23 protein-coding genes are annotated in these 25,409 nt (G+C 65.5%); 19 read left to right on the top strand and 4 right to left on the bottom strand.

The window, feature by feature from the left end:
• Positions 1–739: 739 nt before the first annotated feature.
• Entirely contained in the window at positions 740–2,464 is a 1,725-nt protein-coding gene (gene ilvD / locus XI04_RS17510) for a dihydroxy-acid dehydratase (protein ID WP_028145391.1), read from the top strand.
• Positions 2,451–3,281: a tetratricopeptide repeat protein gene (locus XI04_RS17515; protein WP_028145390.1), complete on the top strand. Its 831-nt coding sequence runs from the start codon at positions 2,451–2,453 to the stop codon at positions 3,279–3,281. Before ilvD ends, XI04_RS17515 begins: the two co-directional genes overlap by 14 nt.
• Before the next feature lie 61 nt (positions 3,282–3,342).
• Here XI04_RS17515 and xth read toward each other — a convergent pair whose 3' ends face one another.
• Positions 3,343–4,140 (bottom strand): exodeoxyribonuclease III, encoded by a 798-nt coding sequence (xth, locus tag XI04_RS17520; protein WP_038949167.1) that lies wholly within the window; start codon positions 4,138–4,140, stop codon positions 3,343–3,345.
• Positions 4,141–4,274: 134 nt separating this feature from the next.
• On the opposite strand from xth, the gene XI04_RS17525 reads away from it, so the two are divergent.
• Positions 4,275–6,605: an ATP-binding protein gene (locus XI04_RS17525; protein WP_271609469.1), complete on the top strand. Its 2,331-nt coding sequence runs from the start codon at positions 4,275–4,277 to the stop codon at positions 6,603–6,605.
• Between the two features lie 4 nt (positions 6,606–6,609).
• On the opposite strand, the gene erpA is transcribed toward XI04_RS17525, so the two are convergent.
• A complete protein-coding gene (gene erpA, locus XI04_RS17530) occupies positions 6,610–6,939 on the bottom strand; it encodes an iron-sulfur cluster insertion protein ErpA (protein WP_038949166.1) in 330 nt (109 codons plus the stop codon).
• A 123-nt stretch (positions 6,940–7,062) separates the two neighbouring features.
• Here erpA and XI04_RS17535 point away from each other — a divergent pair, with 123 nt between their 5' ends.
• The 12 genes from XI04_RS17535 to surE all read left to right on the top strand — a co-directional run bounded on the left by XI04_RS17535 (position 7,063) and on the right by surE (position 19,169).
• Positions 7,063–8,271: a deoxyguanosinetriphosphate triphosphohydrolase gene (locus XI04_RS17535; RefSeq protein ID WP_271609468.1), complete on the top strand. Its 1,209-nt coding sequence runs from the start codon at positions 7,063–7,065 to the stop codon at positions 8,269–8,271.
• Between the two features lie 9 nt (positions 8,272–8,280).
• Positions 8,281–10,071: an arginine--tRNA ligase gene (gene argS / locus XI04_RS17540; protein ID WP_271609467.1), complete on the top strand. Its 1,791-nt coding sequence runs from the start codon at positions 8,281–8,283 to the stop codon at positions 10,069–10,071.
• Between the two features lie 141 nt (positions 10,072–10,212).
• The gene (locus tag XI04_RS17545; RefSeq protein ID WP_271611073.1) at positions 10,213–11,796 is read left to right on the top strand and encodes an SPOR domain-containing protein; all 1,584 of its coding nucleotides are present in this window, start codon (positions 10,213–10,215) and stop codon (positions 11,794–11,796) included.
• 46 nt (positions 11,797–11,842) lie between these two features.
• A complete protein-coding gene (gene nagZ / locus XI04_RS17550; RefSeq protein ID WP_271609465.1) occupies positions 11,843–12,871 on the top strand; it encodes a beta-N-acetylhexosaminidase in 1,029 nt (342 codons plus the stop codon).
• Complete coding sequence (locus tag XI04_RS17555; protein WP_018317872.1) at positions 12,868–13,707, top strand: segregation and condensation protein A; 840 nt, start codon at positions 12,868–12,870, stop codon at positions 13,705–13,707. Before nagZ ends, XI04_RS17555 begins: the two co-directional genes overlap by 4 nt.
• A gap of 21 nt (positions 13,708–13,728) precedes the next feature.
• A complete protein-coding gene (gene scpB, locus XI04_RS17560; RefSeq protein ID WP_028145382.1) occupies positions 13,729–14,493 on the top strand; it encodes an SMC-Scp complex subunit ScpB in 765 nt (254 codons plus the stop codon).
• A gap of 167 nt (positions 14,494–14,660) precedes the next feature.
• Positions 14,661–14,894, top strand: coding sequence for a twin-arginine translocase TatA/TatE family subunit (locus XI04_RS17565; RefSeq protein WP_028145381.1), 234 nt, complete (start codon positions 14,661–14,663; stop codon positions 14,892–14,894).
• 88 nt (positions 14,895–14,982) lie between these two features.
• Positions 14,983–15,498 carry a Sec-independent protein translocase protein TatB gene (tatB, locus tag XI04_RS17570; RefSeq protein ID WP_028145380.1) on the top strand — a complete coding sequence of 172 codons (516 nt, stop codon included), beginning with the start codon at positions 14,983–14,985 and terminating at the stop codon, positions 15,496–15,498.
• Positions 15,495–16,310 (top strand): twin-arginine translocase subunit TatC, encoded by an 816-nt coding sequence (gene tatC / locus XI04_RS17575; protein WP_028145379.1) that lies wholly within the window; start codon positions 15,495–15,497, stop codon positions 16,308–16,310. The genes tatB and tatC overlap by 4 nt, the downstream gene beginning before the upstream one ends.
• 137 nt (positions 16,311–16,447) lie before the next feature.
• Positions 16,448–17,779 (top strand): serine--tRNA ligase, encoded by a 1,332-nt coding sequence (gene serS, locus XI04_RS17580; RefSeq protein ID WP_097668672.1) that lies wholly within the window; start codon positions 16,448–16,450, stop codon positions 17,777–17,779.
• Positions 17,780–17,930: 151 nt separating this feature from the next.
• A complete protein-coding gene (locus XI04_RS17585) occupies positions 17,931–18,293 on the top strand; it encodes a hypothetical protein (RefSeq protein WP_271609470.1) in 363 nt (120 codons plus the stop codon).
• 108 nt (positions 18,294–18,401) lie between these two features.
• Positions 18,402–19,169 (top strand): 5'/3'-nucleotidase SurE, encoded by a 768-nt coding sequence (gene surE, locus XI04_RS17590; RefSeq protein ID WP_018317879.1) that lies wholly within the window; start codon positions 18,402–18,404, stop codon positions 19,167–19,169.
• Positions 19,170–19,273: 104 nt separating this feature from the next.
• Here surE and XI04_RS17595 read toward each other — a convergent pair whose 3' ends face one another.
• On the bottom strand, positions 19,274–19,645 hold the full coding sequence (locus XI04_RS17595) for a response regulator (RefSeq protein WP_008547195.1): 372 nt from the start codon (positions 19,643–19,645) through the stop codon (positions 19,274–19,276).
• 228 nt (positions 19,646–19,873) lie between these two features.
• Between XI04_RS17595 and XI04_RS17600 the strand changes: the two genes are divergently transcribed.
• Complete coding sequence (locus XI04_RS17600) at positions 19,874–20,524, top strand: protein-L-isoaspartate(D-aspartate) O-methyltransferase (RefSeq protein ID WP_038949157.1); 651 nt, start codon at positions 19,874–19,876, stop codon at positions 20,522–20,524.
• Positions 20,525–20,633: 109 nt separating this feature from the next.
• Positions 20,634–22,037, top strand: a complete 1,404-nt coding sequence (locus XI04_RS17605; protein WP_038949156.1) for a LysM peptidoglycan-binding domain-containing M23 family metallopeptidase — start codon at positions 20,634–20,636, stop codon at positions 22,035–22,037.
• Between the two features lie 174 nt (positions 22,038–22,211).
• On the opposite strand, the gene XI04_RS17610 is transcribed toward XI04_RS17605, so the two are convergent.
• Positions 22,212–23,192 (bottom strand): ATP-binding protein, encoded by a 981-nt coding sequence (locus tag XI04_RS17610; protein WP_038949155.1) that lies wholly within the window; start codon positions 23,190–23,192, stop codon positions 22,212–22,214.
• A 182-nt stretch (positions 23,193–23,374) separates the two neighbouring features.
• Here XI04_RS17610 and yajC point away from each other — a divergent pair, with 182 nt between their 5' ends.
• Together yajC and secD are read left to right on the top strand one after the other, a co-directional pair.
• Positions 23,375–23,749, top strand: coding sequence for a preprotein translocase subunit YajC (gene yajC, locus XI04_RS17615; protein ID WP_014495068.1), 375 nt, complete (start codon positions 23,375–23,377; stop codon positions 23,747–23,749).
• A gap of 47 nt (positions 23,750–23,796) precedes the next feature.
• Positions 23,797–25,401 (top strand): protein translocase subunit SecD, encoded by a 1,605-nt coding sequence (gene secD, locus XI04_RS17620; protein WP_028144476.1) that lies wholly within the window; start codon positions 23,797–23,799, stop codon positions 25,399–25,401.
• The last annotated feature ends 8 nt before the right edge of the window (positions 25,402–25,409 follow it).

The raw sequence follows: 25,409 nt of genomic DNA on the forward strand, positions 1-25,409 counted from the left end.
CAGCGGACCGCGGGTGCGAGCCAGCACCCGGCCTTCCCTGCGCCCTCTTGGATTGGAGGGTGGAGAGTTGAATCAAAGCTCGGGCGAAATCCGCCGCGAGGACGCGAAGACGTGTCTACGATTTAAATGCAGGTTGGAGGAGTGCCGCCACCTCATACTCCGTCATTGCCGAGCAGGAGAGAGCCTACGTCAAACTCTCGTCTCGTGCCCCGGACGCAGCGCAGCGCCCCGGCGATGCGAAAACATCGTCCGGTGCGCTGCAGAGCCGGGGCCCATGTCTCCGCGAGCGCTATCTATGGTTTCTGGGTCCCGGCTCTGCGCCGCAACGCTCGCGCGTTGCGACTTGTCCGGGATACGGGAGGGAGTAGCCAACGAGCGGAAGGGCACACCGACTCACTTTCGCACGCCTGGTCGCCGAGGAGGAGTTGGGCGCAGTGTGCGTGCCACAAAATCTGAAGTTGTGGATCGTCATCTTCCTGAGGGTATTGCAGTAATCCAACCCGTGTCTTCCCGGTAACGATTGTGCTGTCTCCGCAACACTCATCCCGGATTTAACCCTCATCACCGGCGGTTCGCATCGCCGCCGCTTTTTGGCCACACCCGAACATGAATAAAATCACTCTAATGTTTTACGGGCAGCGGCGGTCTTCGAAGGGCCACGAGAAAATCCCAAGGTCGATTCAAATCTTGGCTCTAATTTTTCGGGTCTGAAAGGGTTGACCGAGGAAACTGGGTTGCGATGAACGCGAAGACCGACATCAAGCAGAGGCTGCCGAGCCGTCACGTGACGGAAGGCCCTGCGCGCGCGCCGCATCGGTCCTATTTCTACGCCATGGGTCTGACCACCCAGCAGATCCACCAGCCTTTCGTCGGCGTTGCCTCCTGCTGGAATGAGGCCGCTCCCTGCAACATCGCCCTGATGCGCCAGGCGCAGGCGGTGAAGAAGGGCGTGGCGTCAGCCGGCGGCACCCCGCGTGAGTTCTGCACCATCACCGTCACCGACGGCATCGCCATGGGGCATGACGGCATGCGCTCCTCGCTGCCGTCGCGCGAATGCATCGCCGACTCCGTCGAGCTGACCGTCCGCGGCCATGCCTATGACGCCCTGGTCGGGCTCGCCGGCTGCGACAAGTCGCTGCCGGGCATGATGATGGCCATGGTCCGCCTCAACGTGCCCTCGATCTTCATCTATGGCGGCTCGATCCTGCCCGGCACTTTCCGCGGGCAGCAGGTCACCGTGCAGGACATGTTCGAGGCCGTCGGCAAGCATTCGGTCGGCGCCATGTCGGACGAAGACCTCGACGAGATCGAACGCGTGGCGTGCCCCTCGGCGGGCGCCTGCGGCGCGCAGTTCACCGCCAACACCATGGCGACCGTGTCCGAGGCGATCGGCCTCGCACTGCCTTACTCGGCCGGTGCCCCGGCCCCCTATGAAATCCGCGACGCCTTCTGCATGACCGCGGGCGAGCAGGTGATGGACCTGATCGCCCAAAACATCCGGCCGCGCGACATCGTCACCCGCAAGGCGCTGGAGAATGCCGCCGCCGTGGTCGCCGCCTCTGGCGGCTCGACCAATGCTGCGCTGCACCTACCGGCGATCGCGCATGAGTGTGGCATCAAGTTCGACCTGTTCGACGTTGCCGAAATCTTCAAAAAGACACCATATGTCGCGGATTTGAAGCCGGGTGGCCGTTATGTCGCCAAAGACATGTTTGAAGTAGGTGGCATACCGCTTCTGATGAAGACGCTGCTCGACAACGGCTTCCTGCACGGTGATTGCCTTACCGTCACGGGCCGTACGATCGCCGAAAACCTCAAGAGCGTGAAGTGGAATCCGCACCAGGACGTGGTGCACCCGGCAGACAAGCCCATCACCGTGACAGGCGGTGTGGTCGGTCTGAAGGGCAATCTGGCGCCAGAAGGTGCGATCGTGAAAGTCGCGGGAATGTCCAACCTCAGGTTTACCGGTCCGGCCAGGTGCTTCGACCGCGAGGAGGATGCTTTCGAGGCGGTCCAGAAGCGCACCTACCGCGAAGGCGAAGTCATCGTGATCCGCTACGAGGGGCCCAAGGGCGGCCCCGGCATGCGGGAAATGCTCCAGACCACCGCGGCGCTGACCGGCCAGGGCATGGGCGGCAAGATCGCGCTCATCACCGACGGCCGCTTCTCGGGCGCCACCCGCGGCTTCTGCATCGGCCATGTCGGGCCGGAAGCTGCCATTGGCGGCCCGATCGGGCTGCTCGAGGACGGCGACATCATCGAGATCGACGCGGTCGCCGGTACCCTTAACGTAAAATTGAGCGACGCCGAGCTCGCCCAGCGCAAGACCAAATGGACCGCTCGCGCGACTAACCACACGTCGGGTGCGCTCTGGAAATATGCTCAACAGGTTGGACCAGCGGTCGGGGGGGCAGTGACCCATCCGGGCGGCGCGCACGAGAAACAGTGCTATGCGGACATCTAGGCGTGCCATAGTTGCGTTTGTGTTGGGGGTCGGTGCGCTGGCCGCGCCGGCGCTTGCCTTCGACGGGGCTCCGGTCAACCCGAAGGACGCGACCATCCCGGTCGTGACCACCTTGCCGGGGAGCGCGGCGACCGCACGCGGCAAGGTCGCGCCGGCGGCCGTGCCTCAGGCGACCTCGCTTAGTGCGCTGCAATATGCCGCCGAGGGTGGTCACCCCATCGCGCAGTGGAAGCTCGGCCGCATGTACGCCAATGGCGACGGTGTCGCCCAGGACGATCTGCGTGCCTTCGAATATTTCAGCCGGATCGCCAATGCGCATGCCGAGGACAGCCCGTCGGCACCGCAGGCGCAGATCGTGGCCAACGCCTTCGTCGCGCTCGGCCGCTACTATCTGAGCGGCATCCCGAACTCGAAGGTCAAGTCGGACCCGGAGCGGGCGCGGGAGATGTTCTCCTATGCTGCCTCCTATTTCGGCAATGCCGACGCGCAATACGATCTCGCCCGGCTCTACCTGAAGACGCCGGACGCCTCGCGCGAGGATTTCCGCTACGGCGCGCGCTGGCTCGGCCTCGCCGCGCAGAAGGGCCAGCACGAGGCGCAGGCGCTGCTCGGCCAGATGCTGTTCAACGGCGACCGTCTGCCGCGACAGGCCGCGCGCGGCCTGATGTGGCTGACGCTGGCGCGCGACAGCGCCGGTGCCGACGAGACCTGGATCAAGGAAAGCTACAGCCGCGCCTTCGCCAAGGCCTCCGACGACGACCGCGCCATGTGCCTGCAAATGCTGGAACAGTGGGTGCAGGGCGGCCGCCGCGAGTAGGGCGGCAACTCGGTGCCGGTAGGGTGGGCAAAGCGCAGCGCGCCCACCAACTCTGCGGACGTTAGGCTGCCTCCAGATCCAGATCCGCCCACACCGGCACGTGGTCCGAGGGCTTCTCCCAGCCGCGCACATAGCTGTCGATCCCGACATTGGCCAGCCGGTCGCTGGCCTGTGGCGACAGCAGCAGATGGTCGATCCGCAGGCCCTGGTTCTTCTGCCAGGCCCCGGCCTGGTAGTCCCAGAAGGTGTAAAGCCCGGGTTCATCCGTGACGGCCCGCAAGGCATCGGTGAGGCCGAGGCCGAGCAGGGACTGAAAGCTCTCCCGCGTCTCGGGCTTGAACAGGGCGTCCTCGGTCCAGGCGGCCGGATTGTGCACGTCGCGGGCGTGCGGGATGACGTTGAAATCGCCGGCGAGGATCAGCGGCTCCTCGGTCTTGAGGCGCTCTTTCGAATAGTCAAGAAGCCGGGACATCCATTTGAGCTTGTAGGGATATTTCTCCGTCCCGACCGGATTGCCATTGGGCAGATAAAGGCAGGCGATGCGCAGCACCCCGCGCTTGAGCGTGACCACACCCTCGATGAATCGGGCATGGGCGTCCTCGTCGTCGCCGGCGAGCCCCGACTTGGTCTCGTCGAACCGGAGCTTGGAGAGCAGCGCGACGCCATTGAACGTCTTCTGCCCGTGCGTGACCACGTTGTAGCCGAGCGCCTCGATCTCGAGCCGCGGGAAGGCCTCGTCGACGCATTTGATCTCCTGGAGGCAGACGATGTCCGGCTGGCACTCCCTCAGCCAGGTCAGCAGGAGGTCGATCCGCTGCCGGACCGAGTTCACGTTCCAGGTGGCAACTCTGATGGTCATGTCGGCGGGCTCCGGGCAGGGGCCATGGTTAGAACAAACTGCAAACGCGCCCGTCAAGGACGCCGCAAAATCTCCCACAAAATTAACCCGGCTTAAGCAGGCGGCAGGCCATTGATCGTCAAAAGGTTCCGCGAATGGGATGGCCGGACAAATCGATGAAGCGAACCGAGCCGCGTGACGGCCTGATCGGCGCGTTCCTGTATTGGCTCGGCGGCTTCGAGATCGAGGACGGCCTGACCGCCGATCTCAGCGAGCGCGAGATTCGCCGCATCCGCGCCAAGCAGATCGACGCCGTAACGCGGCTGATCCCCGTGACGATGGCGGTGACGATGCTGAACGTCGCCATCGTGCTGATCCTGTTCTGGGGCCGGGGATGGAACGACTTCCTCGCGATCTGGGGCCTGACGCTCGCCGCCACCGCCTCGCTCGCGGTGCGCGCCTGGCGGCGGTCGCATCAGAACCCGCCGCAGGAGGCCTCGCCCCGCGCCGCGCGGCAGATGCTGCGGCAGGCGGTCTTGCTCGCCGCGATCTGGGGCGCGTTGCCGCTCGCTCTGTTCAGCCGCATCGAGCCGACCAGCCAGCTGATCCTGGCCTGCCTGATGGTCGGCATGATGTCGGGCGGCGCCTTCACGCTGTCGACGTTCCCGCGCGCCGGCCTCGTCTATCTCGCCACCATGACGACCGCCTGCGCCGGGGCGCTATTGCTCTGCGGCGCCGGGCCGTATCTGGTGACGGCGGTGTTCCTGCTGCTGTTCGCATTTTTCATGGCGCGCAGCATCGTCTCGCAGGGCAATCTGTTCCTCGGCAATCTCAAGGCCCAACTCGAACTCGAACGCCAGACCGAGATCATCTCGCTGCTGCTGAAAGACTTTCAGGAGAACGCCAGCGATTGGCTGTGGCAGACCGATGCCGAAGGGCATCTGGTCGATGTGCCCGAGCGCTTCGCGGACGTCGCTCAGTTGCCGCTGCCGCTATTGAAGGGATCGCATTTCGCCGACGTGCTCGACATGCTGTGCCCCGAGGACAAGAGCGCGGCTTACAACGTCGTCGGCCTGATGGAGCAGAACGAGCCGCTGCACGAGATGAACCTCAAGGTCGTCGCCGGCGGCGAGGCGCGGCTGTGGTCGCTGACGGCCAAGCCGGCCTATGATCGCGAGGGACAATTTTTGGGCTATCGCGGCTTCGGCCGCGACGTGACCGAGCGCTGGCGCGCGGAAAAGGCCGAGGCCGAGAGCCGCGCCAAGTCGGACTTCCTCGCCGTGATGAGCCACGAGATCCGCACGCCCATGAACGGCGTGCTCGGGCTTGCCAGCATGCTGCTCGAAACCAAGCTCGATCCGGAGCAGCGCGAGGCCGTTACCACGATCCGCGAGTCCGGCGACAATCTCCAGCGCATCCTCAACGACATCCTCGATCTGTCCAAGCTCGAGGCCGGGCGCTTCACCTTCGAAGTGATCGACTTCGCCCCGCAGGCGCTGGTGGAGGCTGTTGCGACCGTGGTCCGCGCGAGCGCCAAGGGCAAGGGGCTGACGGTCAAGCTGGCACTCGACCCGAATCTGCCGCCGACGCTGCGCGGCGACGTCGCGCGCATCCGCCAGGTGCTGCTCAACCTCGCGTCCAACGCGGTGAAGTTCACCGATGAAGGCGAGGTGACGATCTCGGCGACCTGCCAGGCGCGCCGCGATTTGCTGGCGACCGTCGAATGGACGGTGACCGACAGCGGCATCGGCATCGCCCCCGAAAAGCTTGGCCAGCTCTTCAGCGACTTCGCGCAGGCCGACGCCTCGATCAGCCGCCGCTTCGGCGGCACCGGGCTCGGGCTTGCGATCTCCCGGCGCATCATCGAGCAGATGGGCGGCACCATCGGCGTCACCTCGACGCCGGGCGAGGGATCGACCTTCCGCTTCACGCTGGTCCTGCCCTGGAGCCAGGCGCAGGCCTCCGAGCAGACGGCCGGCCACGATGAGGCCGACGAGCTCAAGACCCGTATCGCCGGTCTCGATCGGCCGCTGAAGGTGCTGGTCGCGGAGGACGATGCGGTCAACCGCATGGTCGTGAGCAAGATGTTGGGGGCCTTCGACGTCGAGCTGCGCGTCGTCACCGACGGCGCTGAGGCCGTCGCGGCAGCATCCGAAGGCAATTACGATGTGGTGCTGATGGACGTGCGCATGCCCGACATGGACGGGCTTGCCGCCACCCGCGCGATCCGTGCGCAAGGCGGGCGCTTCGCGGCCTTGCCGATCGTCGCGCTGACCGCCAACGCCTTCCCCGAGGATGTCAGGATCTGCCGCGAGGCGGGCATGTCGGACTTCCTCGCCAAGCCGCTGCGCAAACAGGCGCTGGTCGCGGCCTTGCTGCGTGCGCTCGACGGCCACGTGATGTCCGAGGACGCGCCGCTGCAGCCGGAGCTGATGCCGGCCGAGATGGAGTGGACGGATGAGGAGAGGCAGATAACAGGCGCGTAGGCGGTCAGACCGAGAAGCTGGTGCCGCAGCCGCAGGATGCCGTGGCGTTCGGATTGTTGACGCGGAACGAGGCGCCGATCAGGTCGTCGACGAAATCGACCTGCGATCCCGCCAGGAACGGCTGCGAGGCGGAATCGACCAGCACCACCGCATTGTCCTGCTCGATCACGAGATCGTCGTCGGTTCGCGCACGGTCGATGTCGAATTTGTACTGGAAACCCGAGCAGCCGCCGCCCTCGACCGAGATGCGCAGCATCGCGCCAGAACCTTCGCCCTTGAGGATCTCCCCAATCCGGCGTGCGGCGCGGTCACTGATGGTCACGTCGGTCGTCATGGCTTGTCTCCGATAGTCCCGCGGTCATACCAGGTTCACTTGCCCAATTCATTTGGTATCCCGCGTCCGGCATAGTTAAGTGCAAGGATACGCAGAATCAAATGGATAGGGACTAAATTCGTCGTGTCCGTCGGAATGGCTGCCCCCCATGCGCCCTATGCCTGCGATCCCGACCGCAGCCGCGGCCGGCTGGTCGCGGAGCCGCCGAGCCGGACCCGCAGCCCGTTCCGGCGGGATTGCGACCGGGTGATCCACTCCACCGCGTTCCGCCGCCTGAAGTACAAGACCCAGGTGTTCGTGTTCCACGAGGGCGACCACTACCGCACAAGGCTGACCCATTCGCTGGAGGTGGCGCAGATCGCCCGTGCGCTGGCCCGGCAGCTCGGGCTGGACGAGGATCTCACCGAAACCCTGGCGCTGGCCCACGATCTCGGTCATCCCCCGTTCGGCCATGCCGGCGAGCGGGCGCTGGACGCCTGCCTGAAGGATTTTGGCGGCTTCGACCACAACGCCCAGACGCTCCGCGTCGTCGCTTCGCTCGAGCATCGCTACCCCGATTTCGACGGGCTCAACCTGACCTGGGAGTCGCTGGAGGGCATCGTCAAGCATAACGGTCCGCTGACCGACCGCAGCGGCGCGCCGGTGGGGCGCTATCGCGAGCACGGCATTCCCGTCGGCATCGCCGACTATATCGAGACCTACGACCTCGAATTGTGGAGCTTCGCCTCGCTGGAGGCGCAGGTCGCCGCCATCGCCGACGACATCGCCTATGACGCCCACGACATCGACGATGGTCTGCGTGCCGGCCTGTTCCATCTCGACGATCTCAAGGTGATGCCGCTCACGGCTGAGATCATCGCCGAGACCTCGGCGCACTATCCCGACCTCGAAGACCTCAGGCGCGGTGCCGAGCTGGTGCGCGAGCTGATCTCGCACCTGATCGGTGCGGTGTTCGCGCAGGCGCAGAAGAACCTCGCCGCGGTGAAGCCCCAATCGACCCAGGATGTCCGCCAGCAGAGCCGGGCGCTGGTCGCATTTCCGGCCGAGGTCGCCGAGGAGGAGGCCGCCATCAAGACCTTCCTCTACCAGCACATGTACCGTCACAAGCGGGTGATGCGGGTGATGGGGGAGGCGGAGCAGATCCTGTTCGACCTGTTCGCGAAATACCTGAAATCCCCGGGCGAGCTGCCGCCGGAATGGCTCTCGGGGGCGGAGGCTGACAATGAGGGTGACCGGGCCCGCCGGATCGGCAATTTCATTGCCGGAATGACCGACCGTTTCGCCCTGACCGAGCACCAGCGGCTTTTTGACTCGACCCCGGATTTGCGTTAGGCGGCGGCCATGCCCGACACATCCTCAGCACTGCATTTGTTCGCCGACGTGCTTGCACGCGTGCACGCCGCCTGCCGTACGCTGGCGGCGGAAGCCAACTGGCCCGAGGGCATCGATTTCTCGCGCGTGGTGGTCGAGCCGCCGCGCGATCCCTCCCATGGCGACATGGCGACCAACGCCGCCATGGTGCTGGCGAAAGAGGCAAAGGCCAAGCCGCGCGACCTCGCCGAGCAGATCGCCGAGCGGCTGCGCGCGGACGCGCTGATCGCCAAGGTCGACGTCGCCGGTCCCGGCTTCATCAATCTGACGCTGCAGCCCGCTGCCTGGGCCGAGGCGCTGCGGATGGTCCTGCGCGAGGGCGCCGATTACGGCCGCGTCCGCGGCGGCTCCAAGGTCAATATTGAATACGTCTCGGCCAATCCGACCGGGCCGATGCATGTCGGCCATTGCCGCGGCGCCGTGTTTGGCGACGCGCTGGCGAGCCTGCTCCGTTTCGCAGGCCACGACGTCGCGCGCGAATATTACATCAACGACGCCGGCGCCCAGGTCGACGTGCTCGCGCGCTCCGCGTTCCTGCGGTACCGCGAGGCGCTCGGCGAGGACATCGGTGCGATCCCGGAAGGCCTCTATCCGGGCGACTATCTGAAGCCGGTCGGCGCGGCGCTGGCGAAAGAGCACGGCGACAAGCTCCTCGCGATGAGCGAGGTCGAATGGCTGCCGACGGTGCGCGCCAAGGCGATCGCGATGATGATGGACGAGATCAAGGACGATCTCGCCGCCCTCAACATCCGTCATGATGTGTTTTTCTCGGAGCGCTCGCTGATCGAGACCGGCAACAACAAGGTTGCCGAGACCATCGATTTCCTGAAGGCCAAGGGCGACGTCTACGAAGGCCGCCTGCCGCCGCCAAAGGGCGCGCCGGTCGAGGATTGGGAAGACCGCGAGCAGCTGCTGTTCAAGGCGACGGCTTACGGCGACGACGTCGATCGTCCGCTGATCAAGTCGGACAATTCCTACACCTACTTCGCCGCCGACATCGCCTACCACAAGAACAAGTTCGACCGCGGTTTTGCGGAAATGATCGACGTCTGGGGCGCCGACCATGGCGGCTATATCAAGCGCATGCAGGCGGCGGTAAAGGCGACGACGTCGGGCAAGGGCTCGCTCGACGTCAAGATCGTCCAGCTCGTCAAGTTGCTGCGCAACGGCGAGCCGGTGAAAATGTCCAAGCGGAGCGGGGACTTCGTCACCTTGCGTGAGGTGGTGGATGAGGTCGGCCAGGACGCCGTCCGCTTCATGATGCTCTACAGGAAGAACGACGCCGTGCTCGACTTCGACCTCGCCAAGGTCATGGAACAGTCGCGCGACAACCCGGTGTTCTACGTCCAGTACGGCCACGCTCGCGGCCACTCGATCTTCCGCAACGCGCGGACGGAGGTGTTCCCGGAACTGCCGGAGGATGCCGGCGGGCGGATCGCCTGGCTCGCTGAGTCGGCGGTGGAACGGCTCTCAGACCCCGTCGAGCTCGACCTGCTCAAGCGTCTCGCAATATTTCCGCGCATGCTGGAAGCCGCAGCCGGGGCCCACGAGCCGCACCGAATTGCCTTTTATCTCTATGATTTAGCCAGCGAATTTCATGCACTTTGGACGAAGGGGCGCGATTTGCCCTATTTACGCTTCATTATCAATAATGATGCAGAGCTTACAAAGGCGCGACTGGCCATGGTCCAGGGCGTCGTCTCGGTTCTGGCATCGGGCCTCGCCATCCTCGGCGTCCATGCTCCGAACGAGATGCGGTAGTTTGGGGCGAACTACTTAAGGGGAATATCGGGGGTAACCGGCAGAAGCCGGATCGCTTAGACTTGGTTGAAAGCCTTGTGGGTCGAAAGCCGTGCCTTGGTCGAGGGGCGCGCGGCTTTCCCGAAGGGACGCATCATCACGATGGCCGAACGATATCAGGACAGACCGTTGCCCTCCGATGACTATGGTCGCGGCGGCGCCCAGCATGGCAAGGCGGAGAGCGATCCCTTAGCCGAGCTCGCCCGCCTGATCGGACAGACCGATCCGTTCGCAGCTCAGGGGCGGCCCGGCGCACATCCGCCGGCAGCCCCCGCGCCCGCGCAGGGCTATCAGGACGACGACTATCGGCAAGAGGATCGACAGGACGATTATCAACAGGACTATGCCGAGCAGGCCCCCCCGGCGCAGCCCGGGCCGCCCTCATGGATGCGGCGGGCCAACGTGCAGCCGCAGCCGGCGCCAGCTCCCGAGCCAGACTATCCCGTGTCCGTAAACCCGGTCCACCCGTTGCACCGCTATTCAGCCCAGCCTGCCGCGCCCGAGCCTGAACTTCATCAGCCCCAAGCTTATCAGGATCACGCCTATCAGGCGCAATCCTACCAGGATCAGGCCTACCAGCAGGATCAGGCTTACCAGCAACAGGCCTATCAGGAGCCACATCAGCAGCCCGATCCGGCGCGTTACGACGATGCGCTCTACGGCCGGCTGGAGGCAGGCGAGCAGGATTATCAGCGCGATCCCGCCTATCCCGACGATCCCTACGCGTATCAGAGCGACTATCCGGAGGCGGAGCTCGAAGAGCCCAAGAAGCAGCGCGGCGGCATGATGACGGTCGCAGCGATCCTGGCGCTTGCCGTGGTCGGCACCGGCGCCGCCTTCGCCTACAAGACCTATGTCGGCTCGCCCCGCAGCGGTGAGCCGCCGATCATCAAGGCCGACAACACCCCGACCAAGATCGTGCCGGCGCCGACGGATTCCTCGGCCAAGGTGCCGGATCGCATGGTGAGCGGCGATGGCACCGAGAAGATCGTGCCGCGGGAAGAGGCGCCGGTCGACGTCAACGCCAAGGCGGGCGGTCCTCGCGTGGTGTTCCCGCCGCTGAACCAGAATGCGAACCCGCCGTCGGTGGCGAGCGTGTCGCCGTCTGCGGTGCCGCCGCCGAGCACGGGCGCGAGCAACGGCACGATGTCGAACAATTCGCCGCGCCCGATCAGGACTGTCGCCGTGAAGGGCGATCAGACCGACAGCGCCACGCCGCAATCGGCCGCTGCCGCCAGGCCAACGGCTGCGCCGAAGCCTGTGGCTGCGCCCGTTGCGCCGGTCGCGCCGCGCAATCCGCCGACCTCGGCCAATGCCAGCGCCAACCAGCCGATGTCGCTGGCGCCGCAATCGGTCCCGGCAGCCGAACCGCCGCAGCGGATGGCTGCGACCACCCCGACGCAAATCGCGCCCGCCAGCAGCGGCGGTGGCGGCTACATCGTGCAGGTCTCCTCGCAGCAGAGCGAGGATAGCGCGGCCGCGTCGTATCGCGTGCTTCAGAGCAAATATGGCAGCGTGCTCGGCTCCCGTTCGCCGGTGATCAAGCGGGTCGACCTCAGCGACAAGGGCAAGGGGGTCGTCTACCGCGCCTTCGCTGGGCCCTATGGTTCGGCAGAGGAAGCGACGCACGCCTGCAACAGCCTGAAGTCCGCAGGCTTGTCCGCCTGCTTCGTCCAGAGGAATTAACGGCCGTTTCCTTGACCCCCTCGCGGGTCAGGGTTAATCGGCCGTTATGAGCACGCGGGCCTTCATTACCGGTGTACCCGGAACGGAACTGACCGCCGTCGAGCGGGAGTTTATCCGCGACCAGCGCCCATGGGGCTTCATCCTATTCAAGCGCAATGTCGCAACGCCAGCTCAAGTCGCTGCACTGGTTGCGGAATTGCGGACGGCGGCAGGTGCTGCCGACGCGCCCATCCTGATCGATCAGGAAGGCGGTAGGGTACAGCGGCTCGGTCCGCCGCACTGGCCGGTCTATCCGCCGGGCGCCGTTTTCTCGACCTTGTACGACACTGATTCGGCGCTCGGGCTCACCGCGGCGCGCCTGTCCGCCCGCCTGATCGCGGCTGATCTTGCCGATCTCGGCATCACCGTGGATTGCCTGCCGCTGGCCGACGTGCCGGTCGAGGGTGCCGATGCTGTCATCGGGAACAGGGCCTATGGCACCGAGCCCGGCAAGGTCGCGGCGATCGCCCGCGCGGTCACCGAGGGCCTGGAGCAGGGCGGCGTGTTGCCGGTGCTCAAGCACATCCCCGGCCATGGCCGGGCCACTGCCGACACCCATTTCAAGCTGCCGACGGTCGATACGCCCAGGGACGAGCTGGAACGGACCGACTTCGCCGCCTTCAAGCCGCTGTCGGACCTGCCGATGGCCATGACTGCACATGTTGTGTTTAGCGCGGTCGACCCCGCCCATCCGGCGACGACATCTGCGACAATGATTGCTGACGTGATTCGCGGCGCAATCGGGTTCCAGGGTTTGTTAATGAGTGATGACGTGTCGATGAACGCGCTGTCGGGGAATATCGCCGAGCGGACCCGCGCCATCTTCGCGGCCGGCTGCGATGTGGCCCTGCATTGCAACGGCAATATCGAGGAGATGCGCGAGGTCGCCGGCCAGACACCTGAGCTGTCGGGCAGGGCGCTGGAGCGGGCGAACGCCGCGCTCGCCGCGCGCAAGGCGCCGCAACCGCTCGATCGCGTCGCCGCACGCACTGAGCTGGACGCATTGATCGCACGGGCAAACACGGCATCGGCATGACCGCAGAAATTCTATCTTTCGAAACCGGGCGGCCCGCAGAGCTTGCCGAGGGTGAGCCGGCGTTGGTGGTGGACGTCGAGGGCTATGAGGGTCCGCTCGATCTGCTGCTCGCGCTGGCGCGGCAGCAGAAGGTCGACCTCGCCAAGATCTCGATCCTGGCGCTGGCCGACCAGTATCTCCACTTCATCGAGGCCGCGCGAAAGATCAGGCTGGAGCTCGCCGCCGACTACCTCGTCATGGCGGCATGGCTCGCCTTCCTGAAGTCGCGCCTGCTGCTGCCGGAGCCGCCGAGCGCGGAAGGCCCGAGCGCCGAGCAGATGGCGACGGCGCTCGCCAACCGCCTGCGCCGGCTGGAGGCCATTCGCGAAGCCGCCAACCGGCTGATGAACAGGCAGCAATTGCTGCGCGACATCTTCCCGCGCGGCGAGCCCGAGCAGATCGCCGAGATCAAGCACCCGAAATACACGGCGACGCTGTACGATTTGCTCACCGCCTACGCCTCGCAGCGCCAGTCGCGCGTGCTGGCGAGCGTGCATCTGGCCAAGCGCACGGTGTGGTCGCTCGCCGAGGCGCGCGCCACGCTGGAGCGGCTGGTCGGCAGCATCAGCGAGCAGGACGATTGGGGCGTGCTCGACGACTTCCTGGTCCGGCACGTCGCCGATCCGACGCAGCGCGCGACGGTGTTCGCCTCGAGCTTTGCTGCTGCGCTCGAATTGGTGCGCGAAGGTCAGCTGGAGCTGAACCAGAAAGAGGCGTTTGCGCCCATCTATTTCCGGAAGGGGCGCCCCAAACCGGTGCCGGACGCAGCTCCTGCGCCTGATGCGCCGGTCGGTTAAGTGCAAGAAGGAGAAGCTGCCATGGCAAGCCTGGCTGAAGTGCGGGTAGAAGAGGCCGAGCCGATGGAGAACGAATCCCAGGCACGTCCCGAGGAATTGCGGCTGCTGGAAGCACTGCTGTTCGCTTCGAGTGAACCGCTGGATACCGCGACGCTGGCCAAGCGCATGCCCGAGGGCGTCGACGTCAAGGCCGCGCTCGAGCAATTGCAGGCGGACTATTCCTTGCGCGGGGTGAACCTCGTTCGCGTCGCCAACAAATGGACCTTCCGCACCGCCGGCGATCTCGCCTGGCTGATGACGCGGGAGAGCACCGAGACCCGCCGCCTGTCGCGCGCGGCAATCGAGGTGCTGGCGATCATCGCCTATCACCAGCCGGTGACGCGCGCCGAGATCGAGGAGATCCGCGGCGTCGTCACCTCGAAGGGCACGCTCGACGTGCTGCTGGAGACCGGCTGGATCAAGCCGCGTGGCCGCCGCAAGACGCCGGGCCGTCCGCTGACCTTCGGAACCACCGAGGACTTCCTGTCGCAATTCACCCTGGAACAGCTCGGCGATCTGCCGGGCCTCGAGGAGCTGAAGGGCACGGGCCTCTTGGATTCGCGCCTGCCGACCGGATTCAGCGTGCCGACGCCGTCGGACGACCCGCAGCTCCGCGAGGACGAGGATCCCTTGGAACCGGGCGAGGATCTCGATCTGGCGCTGGCGCCTGCGGTTGAGCCCGAGACTCCGGAGGAGGCACCGGAAGGCGGCCAAGAGGAGGGCGGCGAAGGCGGCACCGAAGAGTGAGGCCTTTGCGTTTTACCGGTGCCCTGCGACCGGTTAACACTAGCAAGATTACGTAGTGCCAACAGCGAATTGGCGCTGCCTTGGTCCTTGTTTTTGACACCCGCCAAGCCTAGGTTTCAGTGAAGATCGGCCGGGTCCCCGGCCATGCGCGTTTGGAGGGTTGCAGGATGGGTTCACTCAGCATTTGGCACTGGATCCTGGTGATCGCAGTGGTCCTGCTGCTGTTCGGCCGCGGCAAGATTTCGGATCTGATGGGCGACGTGGCGCAGGGCATCAAGGCGTTCAAGAAGGGCATGCAGGACGACGACAAGCCCGCCGAGAAGCCCGAGCCGGCCAAGTCCATCGAGCACAACAATGCGCCGACCGCGGCGCGGTCCGACGTCGGCAGCAAGGCCGTCTGAGCCAAAGAGCACGCGAGACGCGGGGTGCGGCCCGATCCTGCGCGCAAGGGATTGGGTCGGCTGCGGCTTCGCGTGAACGGAAGACCTCATGTTCGACATCGGGTGGAGTGAACTGGTCCTGATCGGGGTCGTGGCCTTGATCGCCATCGGCCCGAAAGAGCTGCCGGGCGTGCTGCGCATGGTCGGACAGTGGATGGGCAAGGCCCGCAAGATGGCCGCCGAATTCCAGGGCCAGTTCCAGGAAGCGATGCGCGAGGCCGAAATGGCCGACCTCAAGAAGAGCTTCGACGAGGTCAAGGAAGCCGCGACCGGCTTCAATCCGCTGTCCTCGCTCCAGAAGGACGTCAGCGACGCGCTCCGCGTCGACGCGCTGGACAAGCCCGCCGAGACGCCGACCACGACGGCTGTCGAACCACCGGCGACTTCAATTGAAGCGCCTGTCACTCCTACCACTCCGGAAGCGCCGACGCCCGCGACCTTCATGGAAGCCGAGGCGCATGCGGCTGCGAACGAGCCGCTCGCCATCACCCGTGAGGTCGAGCAGGCGCAGGTTGCGCAGGACACCGCGCCATCCGAAGCGATCAAGGACGCCAAAGCGTCATGAGCGACGCCGATATCGAGGCCAGCAAAGCCCCGCTGATGGACCACCTGATCGAGCTGCGCTCGCGGCTGATCAAGGCGCTGCTCGGCTTTGGCGTGGCCTTCATCTTCTGCTTCTTCTTCGCCAAGCAGATCTACAACGTGCTGGTCTGGCCGTTCGTATGGGTCGCGGGTCCGGAGAATTCCAAGTTCATCTACACGGCGCTGCTGGAATATTTCATCACCCAGCTCAAGCTCGCTTTGTTCGGCGCCGGCTTCATCTCGTTTCCGATCGTGGCGACGCAGATCTACAAATTCGTCGCGCCCGGGCTGTACAAGCACGAGAAGCAGGCCTTCCTGCCGTACCTGGTCGCGACCCCGTTTTTCTTCGTGCTCGGCGCGGCGCTGGTCTATTTTGTCGTGCTGCCGATGCTGGTCCGCTTCTCGCTCGGCATGCAGCAGGCCGGCAGCGACGAGACCGCGCAAATCCAGCTTTTGCCCAAGGTCGGCGAATATCTGTCGCTGATGATGTCGCTGATCTTCGCCTTCGGCATCGCCTTCCAGCTTCCGGTGATCCTGACGCTGCTCGGGCGGATCGGCATCGTGACCTCGAAGATGCTGCGCGAGAAGCGCCGCTATTTCATCGTCATCGCCTTCGTCATCGCGGCGGTGCTGACCCCGCCGGACGTGCTCAGCCAGTGCTCGCTCGCGCTTCCCTTGCTCTTGCTCTACGAGGGTTCGATCATCGCGGTGGGGATGGTGGAGAAGAGGGCGGCGGCAGCCTCGCAGGCGACCACCGGCACCGACGTGTCGACGCCGGCCAATCCGGCGGAGTAGGGCGCTTTCGCTCTATCATAGCGCCATTCAGCCCATGATTCGTCATACCCGGGCTTGACCCGGGCATCCACGACTTGATCTAAGGCGGCAGATACGTGGATGGCCGGGATTAACCCGGCCATGACGGGAAGACAGCCATGCACGACATCAAATCGATCCGCGACAATCCGCAAGCCTTCGACGCCGGCCTCGCCCGGCGCGGCCTGAAGCCGTTGTCGGCCTCGCTGCTCGCGATCGACGAGACGCGGCGCGCGGCGATCCTGGCCTCCGAGCAGGCGCAGGCTCGGCGCAACGCGGCCTCCAAGGAAATCGGCGATGCCAAGAAGGCGAAGGACGAGGCGCGCGCGGCCAAGCTGATGGCCGAGGTCGCCGAGCTCAAGACCACGATGCCGCAGCTCGAGGCCGCCGCGAAAGCCGCCGATGAGGAGCTGACCAAAGAGCTGTCCGCGATCCCGAACATTCCGTTCGACGACGTGCCCGATGGTGTCGACGAGCACGGCAACGTGCAGCACCACGTGTTCGGCAACAAGCGCAACTACGGCTTTGCGCCGAAGCTGCATGACGATCTCGGCACCGCGCTCGGTGACATGGATTTCGAGGCGGCGGCAAAGCTCTCCGGCGCCCGTTTCGTCGTGCTGAAGAAGGGACTGGCGCGGCTCGAACGCGCGCTCGGCCAGTTCATGCTGAATCTGCATGTCGACGAGCACGGCTATACCGAGATCAATCCGCCGCTGCTGGTGCGCAACGAGATCATGTTCGGCACCGGACAATTGCCGAAGTTCGAGGATGATCAGTTCTGGGCGATCAAGGGCGAGCTCCTTGCCTCGCCCGACCAGGAGCGGCTGAGGACAGAGCGCCTCGGCCTCATTCCGACCGCTGAGGTGTCGCTGACCAACCTCGCGCGCGAATCCATCCTCGACGAGAAGCAGTTGCCGATGCGGCTCACCGCGCTGACGCCGTGCTTTCGTGCCGAGGCCGGCGCGGCCGGACGTGACACGCGCGGCATGATCCGCCAGCACCAGTTCACCAAGGTCGAGCTGGTCTCGATTACGACGCCGGAGGTGAGCAAGGACGAGCTGGAGCGCATGCTGTCCTGCGCCGAGCAGGTGCTGCAGCGGCTCGGGCTGCATTATCGCGTGATGACGCTTTGCGCAGGAGACATGGGTTTCTCGTCGCAAAAAACCTATGACATCGAGGTCTGGATGCCGGGGCAGGGCGAGGGCGGGGCATTCCGCGAGATCTCGAGCTGCTCGGTCTGCGGCGACTTCCAGGCACGACGCATGGATGCGCGCTCGCGCGGTCCCGACGGCAAGCCGCGTTTCGTCCACACGCTGAACGGCTCCGGCACCGCGCTCGGCCGCGCACTGATCGCCGTGATGGAGACCTATCAGCAGGAGGACGGCTCGATCGCAGTCCCCGACGTGCTTCAGCCCTATATGGGCGGCGTGAAGGTGATCGGGCGCGACTAAAGCGTTTTCGAGCGAAGTGGATACCGGTTCGCGTCAAGAGAACGCGTCAAGACAAGAATCGCGCTGCCCGTCTGAAATGCTGGAAACGATCGGTTGCGAAGATCGGGCGGCCGGCTATCCTGCCGGCCCCCGCAACGCGAACCCACCGTTCATGGCCTTGCACCGCGACATCTTCTGGGTCGGCCGACAATGGGCGGTGACGGGGGCCGGGATCCAGGCCGTCGATCAGCGCCTGCGCGGCGTGCTCGACATCGCGATCGCGCGGCTCTGGGACGACGATCTCGTGCAGAGCCGGCGGGCCAAGCCCGGTGTAAACGCTGCCGACTTCGACAGCGCGCTGACGGTGGCCCGCGAACGCTTTCCGCGAGAACCGGAGCCGGACGCGTTCGTTGCGCAATTGGAGGCGCTCGGCGTGATCGAGGCTGCCGTCGCCAGTCCGGCGGTACCCGCGATGAGTCTGCGTGCGGAGGGTCGGCTGGCGCGCTTCCTTCCGCAATGGCGAATCCGCCGGTAACAGGATTAAGCCGGAACCTGCCGCCGAACCCCAAGCGGTCGGTTTGCCTGATCGGCCGGAGCCGGATAAGACGGCTTGGACCCCGCTTTTTTGGAATCGAACCTCCGCATGCGCATTCTCTGCACCAATGACGACGGCATCCACGCCCCCGGCCTCAAGGTCGTGGAGGAGATCGCGCGCGCGCTGTCCGACGACGTCTGGGTGGTGGCGCCCGAGCTCGACCAGTCCGGCGTGTCGCACTCGCTGTCGCTGAACGATCCCTTGCGCTTGCGCGAAGTCGGGCCGCGGCACTTTGCCGTGCGCGGCACGCCGACCGACTGCGTCATCATGGGCGCGCGCCATATCCTCGGTGCCAAGCTGCCTGACGTCGTGCTGTCCGGGGTCAACAAGGGCCGCAACGTCGCCGAGGACGTGGTCTATTCCGGCACCATCGCCGGCGCGCTGGAAGGCACCATCCTGGGGTTGCCGTCATTCGCGCTGTCGCAGGAGTTCAGCGTCGAGACCCGCGAGCGCCCGCCATGGGACACCGCGCGCAAGTTCGGGCCCGACATCCTGCGCAAGGTGATTGCCGCGGGCATTCCGAAGGACACGGTCATCAACGTCAATTTCCCGTCCTGCGCGCCGGAGGATGTGCTGGGCATCCGCGTCACGCGCCAGGGCAAGCGCAATCTCGGTTTCCTCAGGATCGACGAGCGCCAGGACGGCCGCGGCAATCCCTATTTCTGGATCGGCTTCGAGCGCGCCGCGATGATGGATACGCCGGCGGACGGCACTGATCTGGCGGCGCTTCGCGAGCGCTATGTCTCGGTCACCCCGCTCAGGCTCGACCGCACCAACGAAGCGTTTTCGGAAGAGCTCAGCGCGACGCTGAAGTAACGCTTAAAGCGCGATGCGATCAGGATGAATCGTCATCGCGCTTTAGGTTGTCGTTTAAGCATGATCTTTTCGGAAAACCGCTGCGCACTTTTCCGGATCATGCTTTAGCCGCCGCGAAGCGCGGCTTCGATGGTCTTGCCGAGCGCGTCGAGCTGGAACGGCTTCTGGAGCGCCGGCCGGTCGCGGTACTGCTCGGGCAGGCCGGAGGAGCCGTAGCCGGTGGCGAAGATGAACGGGCAGCCTTTCGCCTTGATCACGTCGGCGACCGGCGAGATCACCTTGCCGTTGACGTTGACGTCGAGAATGGCGATGTCGAACTCGGTCGCCTGGGCGAGCCGCATGGCCTCGGTGATGTCGCCCGCCTCAGCTGCGACCTTGTAGCCAAGCTCCTCGAGCATGTCCGCGACCATCATCCTGATCATCACCTCGTCCTCGACGAGGAATACAGAGCGGCCGGAAAGCCCTGTCGCGGTCATAGTTGAGTCCCTTGCCCATTGCCAAAAACGTTCGCAGATAACACGAATTGACGCAATGCGCGTTTCGACGAACGGATACCTGAAAATGGTCATCGCGGCTCGCCCATGGCAAGCCAATTTGTGGTCAAATGCTCCAGGCGAAGGTTATCATGGGTTCCTGAGCAGGAACACGATTCCTGCGCCCGGGCTTAACGTCCACCGGACCCGGCACGACAGCACAAGCAGGCAATGACCCCCGATCAGCATCCGCCGGAAAAGATGATGTTTCAGCTCTCGCTGAGGCGTCGGGGCATCAGCGATCAGGCGGTGCTGCGAACCATGGAGGAGGTGCCGCGCGAGCTTTTCGTCGACGAGGCCGATCGCGAGGGCGCTTATCGTGACAGCGCGCTGCCGATCGCCTGCGGGCAGACCATCAGCCAGCCCTTCGTCGTGGCCTACATGACCGAGCAGCTCCAGCTTCAGAAGCGGCACCGCGTGCTCGAGATCGGGGCAGGTTCCGGCTATCAGGCCGCCGTGCTGTCGCGGCTCGCCGGCCAGGTCCTGACCGTCGAACGCTATCGCAAGCTTGCCGATACGGCGCGCGCCCGGCTCGAAAAGCTCGACTGTCACAATGTCGAGGTGATGCTCGGCGACGGGCTCAATCTGCCGCCCAATATCGGCCCGTTCGACCGCATCATCGTCACCGCCGCAGTGGAGCGGCTTCCGGACAATTTGGTCGAGCGGCTCGAGGTCGGCGGCATCCTGATCGCGCCGGTCGGCCCGCATCAGGGCGTGCAGACGCTGGTCCGCCTGACCCGCACCGAAGCTGGGATCGAGCGCAAGGAACTCGTCGAGGTCCGCTTCGTGCCGGCACTGCCCGGGGTGGCGCGGGAGCTGTAGATTTCCGGATCGGCTGCGCGGCCAACATCTTATTGGGAGGGTTAAGCCGTTATTTACTCGGCGCGTGTTTACTTAAAACACCAGTTCTGTTGCGTACGAGTGAGTAACCATGTCCGTCGTCGCCGAGTTGCTTTACTCGCGCCGCGTACCGCAGGTCGCGGTGCTGGCGCTGATCTCCTTCAGCTTCGCAGGGTGCAGCGCCGACATGTCGTCGCGGCTGTCCCAGTCGAACTTCTCCAACCCCTTCTCCTCTGACCAGACCGGTTCGGTGCAGCCGGCCCCGCCGCCGCCGCAGCAGCGCGAGCTGCCGCAATATTCGCGGCCGCAGACGCAGCCGGGCTATTATCAGTCGCAGCCCTTGCCGCCGCCGGCGGTGTCCGCACCGCAATCCTATCCCGTCACGGGTGGTGGTGGCGTGTCCGGAGGCGGGCGCGGCGTCAGCTCCTACGCGCCCCCGGCGCAGCCGCATCTGGAAACCACGGCCACCGTGCCGCCGCGTTCCGTTGCCGCGGCTCAGCCGGCCGGAGGGACCAAGATCATCGTCGGCACCAGCGATACGCTCGACGTGCTCGCCAAGCGTTATCGTGTCACGCCGCAGGCGATCCTCGCGGCCAACGGCTACAAGGGGCCGCGCTCGCTCTCGCCCGGCCAGCAGCTGATCATCCCGCATCCGGCCACCGCCGCTGCACCTGCGCCCGCGTTGGCTCCCGTCGCGGCGGCTCCCGCGATGGCGCCTGCAGCCAAGCCGGTTGCGGCGTTGGCTGCGCCGCCGAGCACCCACTTCGTCAATCACGGCGACACGCTCGCCAGCATTGCCCGCAAGAACCATATATCGTCGGCTGAGCTCGCCCGTGCCAACGGCCTCGATCCGTCGGCCAAGCTCAAGCTCGGCACCAGGCTGACCGTGCCCGGTGCCAAGACCGCTGCCCTCGCGGCGCCGGTTGCGGCGGCTCCCGTCGGGGCTGCTCCGGTTGTCGGGACGCTCCAGCCGGTTGCTGCCGCTCCTGCGCCCGCCACCAAGATGGCGGCTGTCGCCGCACCGGTGCAGAGTGCTCGGCTGGCTCAGGCCACGACCAATGTCGAAGAGAAGCCCGCCGAGGCTCCGGCGAAAGCCGCGGAGACCACCAGCGCGCTGCCGACCTTCCGCTGGCCGGTGCGCGGCAAGGTGGTCACCACCTACGGCGCCAAGACCAACGGCAAGTCCAATGACGGCATCAATCTCGCGGTGCCCGAGGGGACGCCGGTCAAGGCGGCCGAAGACGGCGTCGTCGCCTATTCCGGCAATGAGCTGAAAGGTTACGGCAATCTGGTCCTGGTTCGGCACTCCAACGGCTACGTCACCGCATATGCCCATGCGAGTGAGCTGATGGTGAAGCGCGGCGATACCATCAAGCGCGGTCAGGTCATTGCCAAGTCGGGTCAATCCGGGGAGGTGGCGTCGCCGCAGCTCCACTTCGAGATCCGCAAGGGATCGAGCCCGGTTGACCCGCTTCAATTCCTGAACGGGGCGTAAGGCCTAAATTGCCTCCGCATTGAAGCTGTCGTCGCCCGGCCTGGCCGGGCGACCCAGTATTTCAGAGACAGTCATTGTTGAGCCGAAAAGCCGCAGCGTACTGGATTCCCCGCTCCAGTGCGCAATTGCGCACAAGGCGGGGAATGACAGTTGTGGGCGGGGCTATAGCTAGCCTTACTTCGCCGTCAGCTTCACGCCCAGCCGGCCCGCCAGCTCCTGCACGAACTGCCAGGCGACGCGGCCCGAGCGGGAGCCGCGGGTGGTCGACCATTCCAGCGCCTCGCGCTCCAGCGCCTCATCGTCGACCTCAATGCCGAAATGGCTGCAATAGCCGCGCACCATGGCGAGGTATTCGTCCTGGCTGCAGCGGTGGAAGCCGAGCCACAGGCCGAAGCGATCTGACAGCGAGACCTTCTCTTCGACGGCTTCGCCGGGATTGATCGCGGTCGAGCGCTCGTTCTCGATCATGTCGCGCGCCAGCAGATGGCGGCGGTTGGAGGTGGCGTAGAGGATGACATTCTCGGGCCGGCCCTCGATGCCGCCTTCGAGCACGGCCTTCAGCGATTTGTAGGACGCGTCATTGCCGTCGAAGGAGAGGTCGTCGATGAACACGATGAAGTGGAAGCTGGCGTCCCGGAGCTTCTCCATCAGCGTCGGCAGCGTTTCGATGTCCTCGCGGTGGATCTCGATCAGCTTCACCCTGTCCGCCGGCTTGCGCTCCGCGTTGATGCTGGCGTGCGCCGCCTTCACCAGCGACGACTTGCCCATACCGCGCGCGCCCCAGAGCAGGGCATTGTTGGCGGGCAGGCCATTGGCGAAGCGCTCGGTGTTCTCCATCAGGATGTCGCGCATCCGGTCGACGCCCTTGAGCAGGAACAGCTCGACGCGGCTGACCCGCGGCACGGCTGCGAGGCGGCCGTCGGGGTGCCAGACATAGGCATCGGCCTGCTTGAACGACTCGCGTTCGAGGGCCGGCTTGCCCTGGGCGGACAGGTGCGCCGCAATGGTCTCCAGCGCGCGGACGATGCGCTCCTGGGAGAGGTCTGGGGCTGCCTTGACGGCCGCCTTGGGGCGTTTTGCCGCGACGGGGGCGGGCTTGCGGGCAGGGGTGCGGGGGCCTTTGCCGGCCGGGCTTTTGCTAAGGTTTTTGGGCATGTCCGAAGTTCCTGAGAACGCAGCCTTATCGGGCCTGACGGCGCGCCGCAAGGTGGGTCAAAAGGGCAGTCTGGCAGCGTTGCAATTGGGGCAATGGCCGCTATAGTCCGCGCGAATTTGACCGAACCGGTCGCCTTTGAGGGCCTGACCGGCTTTCCCCCGTTCTCACGAGGATCGTCCGAATGCTGATTACCCCTGCGTATGCCCAGGCCGCGGGCGCCGGCGACACCAACAGCATGTTGATGTCGCTGCTGCCGTTCGCCCTGATCTTCGTGATCATGTACTTCCTGATTCTGCGTCCGCAGCAGAAGAAGGTCCGTGATCATGCCGACCTCGTGAAGAATATCCGCCGCGGCGACACCGTCGTGACCTCGGGCGGCCTCGTCGGCAAGGTCACCAAGGTCGTCGACGACGACCAGATCGAGTTCGAGATTTCCGACGGCGTCCGCGTGCGGCAGATGCGCCAGATGATCTCGGGCGTGCGCGCCAAGGGCGAGCCGGCGAAGGAATCCAAGGATAGCAAGGAAGCCGCCAAGGACGACGCCGCCTCGAAGTGAGCGCGTCCGCGAGCATCTCAAGTCTCCTGATCTGACAGGTCCAGTCGATGTTGTATTTCACGCGGTGGAAGGCGCTCGGGATCATCCTGACGGCGCTGATCGTGTGCCTCTGCGCGGTCCCGAACTTCTTCCCCGAGGCCCAGGTCAAGACCTGGCCCGCCTGGGCGCAGCGCCGGCTCGTGCTCGGCCTTGACCTCCAGGGTGGCTCCTACCTGCTGCTCGAGGTCGATTCCAACTACGTGAAGAAGGAACGGCTCGACCAGGTCCGTGACGACGTTCGCCGCACGCTGCGCGATGCCAAGATCGGCTTCACCGGCGGCGTCACCGTGCGCAACGACGCGGTCGAGGTTCGCATCACCAAGGAATCCGACGCTCAGGCGGCGCTCGCCAAGCTGCGCGAGCTGTCTCAGCCGCTGGGCGGCCTGATGGGATCCAGCGGTCAGCGCGACCTTGAGGTGACCGATGCCGGCGGCGGGGTGATCCGCCTGAGCGTCCCGCAGGCCGCGATGCTCGATCGCCTGCGCAAGACCATCGAGCAGTCGATCCAGATCGTCGAACGCCGCGTCAACGAGCTCGGCACCGTCGAGCCCGTGATCCAGCGCCAGGGCAATGACCGCATCCTGGTGCAGGTCCCCGGACTTCAGGACCCGACCCGCCTGAAGGAACTGCTGGGCAAGACTGCGAAGATGGAATTCCGCATGGTCGACACCTCCGTGCCGCCGGATCAGGCGCAAGCGGGCAGGTTGCCGCCGGAATCCGAACTCCTGATGAGCGCATCGCCGCCGCCCACGCCCTATGTGGTCAAGAAGCAGGTGCTGGTCGCCGGTGGCGATCTGACCGACGCCCAGGCGAGCTTCGACCAGCGCACGGGCGAGCCGGTCGTCAGCTTCAAGTTCAACACCTCGGGTGCGCGCAAGTTCTCGCAGGCCACGCAGGAGAACGTGGGCCTGCCGTTCGCGATCGTTCTGGATAACAAGGTGATCTCGGCGCCCGTCATCCGCGAGCCCATCACCGGCGGCCAGGGCCAGATCTCCGGCAGCTTCACCGTGCAATCGGCCAACGATCTGGCGATCCTGCTGCGCGCCGGCGCATTGCCGGCGCCGCTGACGGTGGTCGAGGAGCGCACCGTCGGTCCGGGCCTCGGCCAGGACTCGATCGAGAAGGGCGAACTCGCGGCCTATGTCGGCTCCATCCTCGTCATCATCTTCATGCTGCTGACCTATCGGCTGTTCGGGGTGTTCGCGAACATCGCCGTGGCCATCAACGTCGCCATGATCTTCGGCCTGCTGTCGCTGCTCAACGCCACGCTGACGCTGCCCGGCATCGCCGGCATCGTGCTCACCGTCGGCATCGCCGTGGACTCCAACGTGCTGATCTATGAGCGTATCCGCGAAGAGCTGCGCGGCGGTCGCAACGCGATCTCGGCGATCGACGCCGGCTTCAAGCGGGCGCTCGCGACTATCCTCGATTCCAACATCACAACCTTCATTGCCGCCGCGGTGCTGTTCTACATCGGCACCGGCCCGGTGCGCGGCTTTGCCGTGACGCTCGGCATCGGCATCATCACCACGGTGTTCACCGCCTTCACGCTGACGCGGCTGATCGTCGCCTGGTGGGTGCGGTGGAAGCGGCCGCAGAGCGTGCCGATCTAGGAGCCTGA

Source organism: Bradyrhizobium sp. CCBAU 11430 (genome assembly GCF_028128855.1).
GTDB classification, from domain to species: domain Bacteria; phylum Pseudomonadota; class Alphaproteobacteria; order Rhizobiales; family Xanthobacteraceae; genus Bradyrhizobium; species Bradyrhizobium ottawaense.

What these genes read in the sequence shown, in the direction of transcription:
- ilvD (WP_028145391.1), top strand. Translation starts at nt 740, where the DNA reads ATGAACGCGAAGACCGACATCAAGCAGAGGCTGCCGAGCCGTCACGTG.
- XI04_RS17515 (WP_028145390.1), top strand. Translation starts at nt 2,451, where the DNA reads ATGCGGACATCTAGGCGTGCCATAGTTGCGTTTGTGTTGGGGGTCGGT.
- xth (WP_038949167.1), bottom strand. Translation starts at nt 4,140, where the DNA reads ATGACCATCAGAGTTGCCACCTGGAACGTGAACTCGGTCCGGCAGCGG.
- XI04_RS17525 (WP_271609469.1), top strand. Translation starts at nt 4,275, where the DNA reads ATGGGATGGCCGGACAAATCGATGAAGCGAACCGAGCCGCGTGACGGC.
- erpA (WP_038949166.1), bottom strand. Translation starts at nt 6,939, where the DNA reads ATGACGACCGACGTGACCATCAGTGACCGCGCCGCACGCCGGATTGGG.
- argS (WP_271609467.1), top strand. Translation starts at nt 8,281, where the DNA reads ATGCCCGACACATCCTCAGCACTGCATTTGTTCGCCGACGTGCTTGCA.
- XI04_RS17545 (WP_271611073.1), top strand. Translation starts at nt 10,213, where the DNA reads ATGGCCGAACGATATCAGGACAGACCGTTGCCCTCCGATGACTATGGT.
- nagZ (WP_271609465.1), top strand. Translation starts at nt 11,843, where the DNA reads ATGAGCACGCGGGCCTTCATTACCGGTGTACCCGGAACGGAACTGACC.
- XI04_RS17555 (WP_018317872.1), top strand. Translation starts at nt 12,868, where the DNA reads ATGACCGCAGAAATTCTATCTTTCGAAACCGGGCGGCCCGCAGAGCTT.
- scpB (WP_028145382.1), top strand. Translation starts at nt 13,729, where the DNA reads ATGGCAAGCCTGGCTGAAGTGCGGGTAGAAGAGGCCGAGCCGATGGAG.
- XI04_RS17565 (WP_028145381.1), top strand. Translation starts at nt 14,661, where the DNA reads ATGGGTTCACTCAGCATTTGGCACTGGATCCTGGTGATCGCAGTGGTC.
- tatB (WP_028145380.1), top strand. Translation starts at nt 14,983, where the DNA reads ATGTTCGACATCGGGTGGAGTGAACTGGTCCTGATCGGGGTCGTGGCC.
- tatC (WP_028145379.1), top strand. Translation starts at nt 15,495, where the DNA reads ATGAGCGACGCCGATATCGAGGCCAGCAAAGCCCCGCTGATGGACCAC.
- serS (WP_097668672.1), top strand. Translation starts at nt 16,448, where the DNA reads ATGCACGACATCAAATCGATCCGCGACAATCCGCAAGCCTTCGACGCC.
- XI04_RS17585 (WP_271609470.1), top strand. Translation starts at nt 17,931, where the DNA reads ATGGCCTTGCACCGCGACATCTTCTGGGTCGGCCGACAATGGGCGGTG.
- surE (WP_018317879.1), top strand. Translation starts at nt 18,402, where the DNA reads ATGCGCATTCTCTGCACCAATGACGACGGCATCCACGCCCCCGGCCTC.
- XI04_RS17595 (WP_008547195.1), bottom strand. Translation starts at nt 19,645, where the DNA reads ATGACCGCGACAGGGCTTTCCGGCCGCTCTGTATTCCTCGTCGAGGAC.
- XI04_RS17600 (WP_038949157.1), top strand. Translation starts at nt 19,874, where the DNA reads ATGACCCCCGATCAGCATCCGCCGGAAAAGATGATGTTTCAGCTCTCG.
- XI04_RS17605 (WP_038949156.1), top strand. Translation starts at nt 20,634, where the DNA reads ATGTCCGTCGTCGCCGAGTTGCTTTACTCGCGCCGCGTACCGCAGGTC.
- XI04_RS17610 (WP_038949155.1), bottom strand. Translation starts at nt 23,192, where the DNA reads ATGCCCAAAAACCTTAGCAAAAGCCCGGCCGGCAAAGGCCCCCGCACC.
- yajC (WP_014495068.1), top strand. Translation starts at nt 23,375, where the DNA reads ATGCTGATTACCCCTGCGTATGCCCAGGCCGCGGGCGCCGGCGACACC.
- secD (WP_028144476.1), top strand. Translation starts at nt 23,797, where the DNA reads ATGTTGTATTTCACGCGGTGGAAGGCGCTCGGGATCATCCTGACGGCG.